The sequence below is a fragment of the Enterococcus camelliae genome (assembly GCF_042685105.1).
Classification (GTDB): domain Bacteria; phylum Bacillota; class Bacilli; order Lactobacillales; family Enterococcaceae; genus Enterococcus_G; species Enterococcus_G camelliae.
Genome location: NZ_JBHUMO010000033.1, coordinates 98033 through 105167, shown reverse-complemented (window position 1 = coordinate 105167; position 7135 = coordinate 98033). Strand labels below are relative to the sequence as shown.

The window sequence follows — 7135 nt, the reverse complement described above, 5'->3', positions numbered from 1 at the left end:
CTGCCAGACAAGGGTTAAACCGTTGGTAACACTGGATTATTGAGTAATTCGCTGTCTATAAAGGTTTTTTGATTTTTTTATGCATTTGATATTGCAATTAAGCATAAAATCCACCGGTGAGTTTTCAGGTACTTTTCGCTTCCCAGATTCGTTCATTCCTCGGATAATCTCTACAGCTTGTAAAAGTGGCTCATTTGCCTTGTAGATTGAAATTCCAATACTCTTAATAACGTTGGTATATATTTTCTAAGTGAATAGAATCGTTTTTGTAATAAGTCTAAATAATCATAATCAGCAGGACGTGCAAGCTCTTGAGCTTCTTCCACCGAAGAAACAAAAGAATTCCATTCAATAATCGATTCTAGAACTTCAAAAACGTCTAACTTTTCCTGTTTTGCTTTGATAAAAGCCTGTCCGATGTTCGTAGAGTGTATAACCTTCTCATTTAGCTTTTTACCGTTTTGTTTCTGGATTTCTTCCTGTGCCTTATGACCTTTTGATAATAGACTGAGTATTTGTCTGTCATGAATTTCAAATGCTTTATCCGTTAACTCCTGAGTAAGATATAATAAATAGATGGTTAATATTGAATATCGTTTGCTTTCTTGAAAGTCACGGAATGCATAAGGTTCATATCTTGAACCTGAGCGAGATAGCTGTAACAAGCGATTGCGATGTAAATGACTAATTTGTACCGTTTCTAATTCCATTCCTCGTATGTATTCGAGTCGTTCTATTACTTTTAGAAATGTTTCGGGTGAAGGGTGGCCAGGTGGTTCCTTTAACCAACCCAATATTGTTTTATTGGATTCTGATGGATGCTGCGATGTAATGCTCTCTTCAAGTTTTTCCTTTTGCTCATTTGTAAGAGATTGATTCACCATATTAAATAGCTTCTTTTCAGCCATTACTCTTGCCTCCCACACTTTCAAGTGTAGTGAAAGCAGGCAGTATGATTTTGTTTTTTCTTAGAAAGTCGTTACATTCATGTAGAAGATGAACGGCATCACCATTTTCCAAAGCTAATTGATGAAGATACTTAAATGTCATTCGGTATTCTTTTAGGGTAAAAGTTACAAAATCGTATTCACTTCGAATTTCTTTTAAATGATCCCAAAGTGTATTTTCTCTTTGAGGATAAAGACTAAGTGAAGATGGACTGGCACCGATTTGTTTTGTTATATAATGTATGACCGAATCAGGAATGCTTTTGATATGAGTGTACGGCCAACCGGGGTACCGAAGAACAGCTAATTGAACGGTGAACCCTAACCGGTTTTCTTCTTTTCTTCGTTTATTTATAATTTCTAAATCTTGCTTGGAAAAGGTGTAGTAGATTCCTAGCACCCACTCATCTTCAGGAATTTGCATTAAAGCTAATCTTTGATCTGGCGTAAGTAATTCTCTTCCCCTTGCAATTTTAATATTGTATCATCCTATCTCTGCAATTATTCAGTTTATTAGTACAATTATATACCAATAGAGTGTACTCTATTGATACGAGTGTAGTAGACTGATAAAATCATAGTTAAGAGTGTCTCATAAGACTTGTCTCAAAAACGAGGTGATATTTTGCGAAAAATCGGTTATATACGTATCAGTTTGACTAGCCAAAATCCTTCAAGACAATTTCAGCAATTAAACGAAATCGGTATGGATACTATTTTTGAAGAAAAAGTTTCTGGGGCAACAAAGGATCGCGAGCAACTTCAAAAAATGTTAGAGGATTTACAGGAAGGCGACATTATTTATGTTACAGACTTAACTCGGATCACTCGGAGTACGCAGAACTTATTTGAATTGATTGATTTAATACGCAGGAAAAAGGCAAGCTTAAAATCACTCAAGGATACATGGCTAGATTTATCAGAGGATAATCCATACAGCCAATTCTTAATTACAGTAATGGCTGGTGTGAACCAATTAGAACGAGATCTTATCCGTATGCGTCAACGAGAAGGGATTGAGCTGGCTAGGAAAGAAGGGAAGTTTAAGGGTCGTTTAAAGAAATATCATAAAAATCACGCAGGAATGAATTATGCAGTAAAACTATATAAAGAAGGCGGTATGACTGTAAATCAAATTTGCGAAATTACTAATGTGTCTAGGGCTTCATTATATAGAAGGCTATCGGAAGGAAACAAATAGTTTGTCCTGATTCTATCAAAAGGTTTATTTTTTTGATACCAACATTTTTAGGCATGAAATGTCGACAACTATTATCTAGTTTGTTTTAAAGTAAATATTGAAAGGAAGTAAATTTATGGATTGGCTAGAAAGAATGAACAATGCGTTAAACTACATTGAAAATAGCTTGAATGAAGAAATAGACTACAAAGAGATTGCAAAAGCAGCTAATTGTTCAGAGTTTCATTTTTCAAGAATGTTCTCTTCAATCTCAGGTATATCGCTATCAGAATATATTAGACGTAGACGGTTAACACTCGCAGCATTTGAAATTCAAAAAAGTGATATCCGGATCATTGATGTGGCAATTAAATATGGTTATGCTTCTTCTGATACTTTCTCACGTGCTTTTCAAAAAATGCATGGAGTAACCCCTTCCAATGCTCGTAATAGAGGGGTACAGTTAAAAGCCTTTCCCAGAATTTCCTTTCAAATTTCTATTAAAGGAGATACCGAAATGGAGTACAGAATTGAAAACCTTGATTTTGAATTAAGAATTGTTGGAAAAAGTAAGCCAGTAAAAACAAGCAGAGCATTTAAAACAATCCCTACGCTTTGGAACACTGCGAAAAAAGATGGATTTATACAAGAACTAGTAGATATGTCATGGGAAAATCCAAAATGCACGCTTGAAAGCCTTCTGGGGGTTTGCGGAAAAGAAGCCGCCATAACAGATGAACAATTTTCCTATTTTATGGGCGTAAGATACGATGGGGAATCCCCAGAAAATATGGAGACGCTTATTATTCCCGCAAGTACATGGGCAGTTTTTCCGAACATAGTGGATTCATGGAAACGTTTATATTCCGAGTGGGTCCCTACCTCCGAGTATGAACTTGCAAATTTACCGTGTATAGAATGTTATTACGGTCCGAAGCATAAACCAAGACACGAACTCTGGGTCCCTGTTATCCCGAAGTAAATTACATATTCAGTAATAGAATGCTGTTTATGGAGTAACGAAAAAAAGCCGAATTTCTCAATTTAGGTGATGGGAAATCAGGCTTTTTATATTGGAAATTCCTTATCGTTGTAAATCCGCATTTTCCTGACGCTACCCCAAAAACCGCTTAAGGTGGTTCGTTGGTTCCGTAGGATAAAAGAATAGATTGACTGAGTCAAGAGCCGCTTCGCTTCTTCTTTTGACCCAACCAACCTATTCTTTTGAATCAGAACCACCAACAATCCACCAAAAAAATGGTAAGAGGCATCTTACTGCCAGACAAGGGTTAAACCGTTGGTAACACTGGATTATTGAGCAATTCGCTGTCTATAAAGTTTTTTTGATTTTTTTATGCATTTGATATTGCAATTAAACCAATTAAACAAAATCTGTTAAGTAAAAATTCTTTACAACTTTTAATTGCAATCATTGAAAGGATTCGTTATAATAATTAGTGTTGATTTATACGAAATTCGTATAAGACTTTATTCTGGAGGTGAAGAAAATGCCAAACATTGAATCTGCAATCAAACGTGTTCGTACAAGCGAAGCTGCTAATGCGAAAAATTCATCTCAAATGAGCGCTATGCGTACAGCTATCAAAAAATTTGAAGAAGCTGTTGTTGCTGGAGCTGATAACGTAGATGCGTTATACAAAGAAGCTGAAAAAACGATTGACATGGCTGAAACAAAAGGATTAATCCATAAAAACAAAGCTGCCCGTGACAAATCTCGTCTAAGCAAAAAAATCGCTAAATAAAAAGAAGTTCATATGAACTTCTTTTTTTATTTGCCAAGCAATTGATTCGCAGTTTGCAAAATAAACAACTCGAATAGGTACTCTTTCTGAATTTTTCCAGTTTTCATTTTAAAATCATTTTCTACTAGCTGATCAAACAAAGCTTCTAGTTCCCCCCTCGAGTAGTTTCGCGCTTCTTGAATCGCCAATTTGACTCGATAAGGATGGGCTTTTAGTTGTTCCGCAATTGCCCCCTGTTGCATTCCTTGCTCTACTAAAATAGCAACTTGTAAATATAGCCGAATTTGTCCAATTAAAATAGCATTGATTTTAATTGTCTCCTCCCCTTGTAATAACAAGTCGCGATACCCTTCCAATGCTCCTTCTGCATTGCCTTTCAAAATCATCTCCGTTAACTCAAAAACATTATTTTCAAGAGTTTTTGGAACAAGTTGCTGAACCGCCTCGACAGATATTCGCTTTGACTTGTTTGCAAAAACAACTAACTTGACTAATTCATGCATTGATTTGCTTAAATCCATCTCCGTCGTTCTCAGAAATAGCTCTAATGCCTGAGGATCCATTTCGATAGCCATTTCTTTTAGATAGTCTCGAACCATCCGTTTTACCTCAGGTTCAGCTAAGGGTTTTGCATTAAGGATGACCGCTTGCTTTTTTAACAGTTTGGTTAGCTTTTTTCGCTCATCAAATTTGTCATAAGGAGCGATAAAAACCAAAATTGTCGATTGCAAAGGAGATTTCAAGTAAGCAGTCAATCGTTCAAAATCATGTTCAGGTGCATTTACTTTCTTTTCACTTGTCAAAAAGTAAGGATGCACTGCAAACAAAAGACGCTGATCGCCAAAAAAAGGCAATGTTTCTGCCTCATCAATCAGTTGATCAATCGTTTCTTGCTCTAAATCAAATTGCGAAAAGTTTAAATCATTTTCGGTAACCCCTAATCGATTGTAAAAAGCCTGCTTGATTTGATTCTGAAGATAGGTTTCGCTACCTTGAATGCAATAAACAGGTTGCAAGGTTTCATCTGAAGTGATTTTTCTAATTTCTTGTTGAATGGACATTTCTCAACCTACTTTCCCCTACTATCCTAACATGCATACTTATGAAAAGCTATTTTTTCAAATAGATTATCCGCTCCGATTGCCACCCTTTGCGATACTGAATCATCCCCTGCAAATCGGTTCGTAAGACCTTCACGCCATAATTTTCCAATGTATCCAATGTTTCTTGGTGGGGGTGTTTATAACGATTCTTCCTACCACAGGAAATAATACCTTCTTTTGGTTTGAGTGCTTCGATAAATCGAGGACTCGTAGATGTTTTACTACCATGATGGCCAACCTTTAATACATCTACAGGAAAATGACCATACATTTCGAGTAATTTTTCTTCCCCCGATTGTTCCAGATCACCAGTAAATAAAAAATACTTACTTGCAAATAAAGTATACAAAACCAATGAATCATTATTCTCACCTTTGCCGCTTTTAGGAGACAAAACCACCATTTTTTTCTTGTTCCCAATTGCAGTTCCAGGGGTTACTTCTCGAAAAGGTACTTGTCGCCCAAATGTTCGATATAATTTTTGTACATTTTGATTATTCAGGCTTCCTTTCCCCAGATAGATGGTAGCTATTTTGATTGTTTGAATGAGTGCGCCTGCATCCCCTAGATGATCGGTATCCCCATGCGTTAGGAATAACCCATTAATTCGATGAATTCCTTCCCCTTTAAGATATGGAACCAAAGAATACATGATGTTTGCTTCTGTTTTTCGTTGTTGCCAAGGTTCTTTTTTAAAAGAAACTTTTCCACCGGTATCAATGACATAAACCTCGTGATTCCACTTTGTCTGCAAAACAATGCAATCTCCTTGACCAATGTCAATAAATGTAACTTTTTCAGATGGTGACACCATTCTTGGGATAAGCGGAAGCAATAGGCAACTAACGACGAAGATCAGATAGTTTTTTTTCCCTAAACACCAAATCGCAAGTATTGTGCAACAGAGCACAAGCAACAATGGTGGTTGTCCACTTGGCAGAACCATTTTGGGAAAGTTGGTTAAGAGAAAGCGACTAATTTTCATAATCATGATTAAGAGATACTCTAATATCGAAGCAATATGAGAAAAAGGACAAAAAAGAAAGAGAAATGTTGCAAGTGGCAACATCACTAAGTCAAAAATAGGCATGAAAATGAACGTGAATCCCCCACTTAATAAAGGCCACTCAAAAAAAAGATACATCAGTAATGGCGCACTAAGAAGCGGAATCATTTGGGCATAGAGAAATTTCTGCCAATTTTTTTCTGGTTGTTGCTGCATGAAAAGTAAGAAAAATGAAAAAGCAAAGGAAAGTTGGCTAGAAAGTTGGAGTAAAGTTCGTGGCTCAATCACTATACATACCGCCAACACCAGCGCGTACCGATCCATACTACTCAGATGAATTGAGCTCTCTTTGCCTATCCAATAGAGCAAGTACATAAAAATAGCGCGTAAAATGCTACTCGAGATGCCAAAAAAACAAGTCAGAATAAATGCGCAAAGGAAAAATGGAACAATTTGGTATTGAAAGCTGGCCCCAATCCTACGAAAAAACCAATCAACCCAACCTAAGAAAAAATAGACATGCATTCCTGAAATACTAAACAAATGCAACAGGCCATTCTGTGTAAACGGTGAAAGTTCGTCATAAAATGCTACTTGACGAAACCCAAATAGTAACCCGTTAATCAAATAACCGATTTTCGGGTCAATTCTTTGTTCAACTCGAGCGACGGCCCAACTCCGTAAACCGTGAGCAAACGCGCGGAAATCGAACGGCAAAGGGCGTGTCTGCTCAATTTCATCTATTTGAAATTGTCCAAGATAACGATTAGCAAATAGATAGGCTTGATAGTCAAATGCATATTGGTTCGTTTTCTTCGAAATGGAAACAAATTCTCCCCTGACTCTCAGTTGGCGATGCCAATTCATTCGAGGAGACCAACTATCTTTTTCAGTCAAACTAGCAAGCTGATAGGTACATTTGATTGATTGGTCGTCATACCAACCATCAAATTTTACTAAATCACCATTTACCACAATGGTATCTGCTGCAACGTTGATCATCATAGTTTGTGCTTGCTCTACCTGAACGGGTGTTGGGTCGAGTACCAATTCGCGAACAACAAAAACCGTACTAAAAAACAAAAATAATCCGATAAGAAAAAATTGTTTCCGATAGCAAAAATTAACTAAATAAA

Annotated in this window: 7 protein-coding genes; 3 read left to right on the top strand and 4 right to left on the bottom strand. The window is 36.6% G+C overall.

Annotated elements, in window-relative coordinates; translation table 11 throughout:
* Positions 1 to 170 precede the first annotated feature (170 nt).
* Both ACFSR0_RS11910 and ACFSR0_RS11905 read right to left on the bottom strand, forming a co-directional pair.
* Complete coding sequence (locus ACFSR0_RS11910) at positions 171 to 908, bottom strand: hypothetical protein (RefSeq protein WP_449260598.1); 738 nt, start codon at positions 906 to 908, stop codon at positions 171 to 173.
* Entirely contained in the window at positions 901 to 1419 is a 519-nt protein-coding gene (locus tag ACFSR0_RS11905) for a DUF4158 domain-containing protein (RefSeq protein WP_449260599.1), read from the bottom strand. Before ACFSR0_RS11905 ends, ACFSR0_RS11910 begins: the two co-directional genes overlap by 8 nt.
* A gap of 153 nt (positions 1420 to 1572) precedes the next feature.
* Between ACFSR0_RS11905 and ACFSR0_RS05005 the strand changes: the two genes are divergently transcribed.
* The 3 genes from ACFSR0_RS05005 (at position 1573) to rpsT (ending at position 3890) form a co-directional block, all read left to right on the top strand.
* Positions 1573 to 2148, top strand: a complete 576-nt coding sequence (locus tag ACFSR0_RS05005) for a recombinase family protein (RefSeq protein ID WP_379980512.1) — start codon at positions 1573 to 1575, stop codon at positions 2146 to 2148.
* A gap of 115 nt (positions 2149 to 2263) precedes the next feature.
* Entirely contained in the window at positions 2264 to 3109 is an 846-nt protein-coding gene (locus ACFSR0_RS05000; RefSeq protein WP_379980510.1) for an AraC family transcriptional regulator, read from the top strand.
* Positions 3110 to 3635: 526 nt separating this feature from the next.
* The gene (gene rpsT, locus ACFSR0_RS04995) at positions 3636 to 3890 is read left to right on the top strand and encodes a 30S ribosomal protein S20 (RefSeq protein WP_379980508.1); all 255 of its coding nucleotides are present in this window, start codon (positions 3636 to 3638) and stop codon (positions 3888 to 3890) included.
* A 26-nt stretch (positions 3891 to 3916) separates the two neighbouring features.
* Here rpsT and holA read toward each other — a convergent pair whose 3' ends face one another.
* Both holA and ACFSR0_RS04985 read right to left on the bottom strand, forming a co-directional pair.
* Positions 3917 to 4951 (bottom strand): DNA polymerase III subunit delta, encoded by a 1035-nt coding sequence (gene holA / locus ACFSR0_RS04990; protein ID WP_379980506.1) that lies wholly within the window; start codon positions 4949 to 4951, stop codon positions 3917 to 3919.
* 49 nt (positions 4952 to 5000) lie between these two features.
* Entirely contained in the window at positions 5001 to 7082 is a 2082-nt protein-coding gene (locus ACFSR0_RS04985; RefSeq protein WP_379980504.1) for a DNA internalization-related competence protein ComEC/Rec2, read from the bottom strand.
* Positions 7083 to 7135 lie beyond the last annotated feature (53 nt).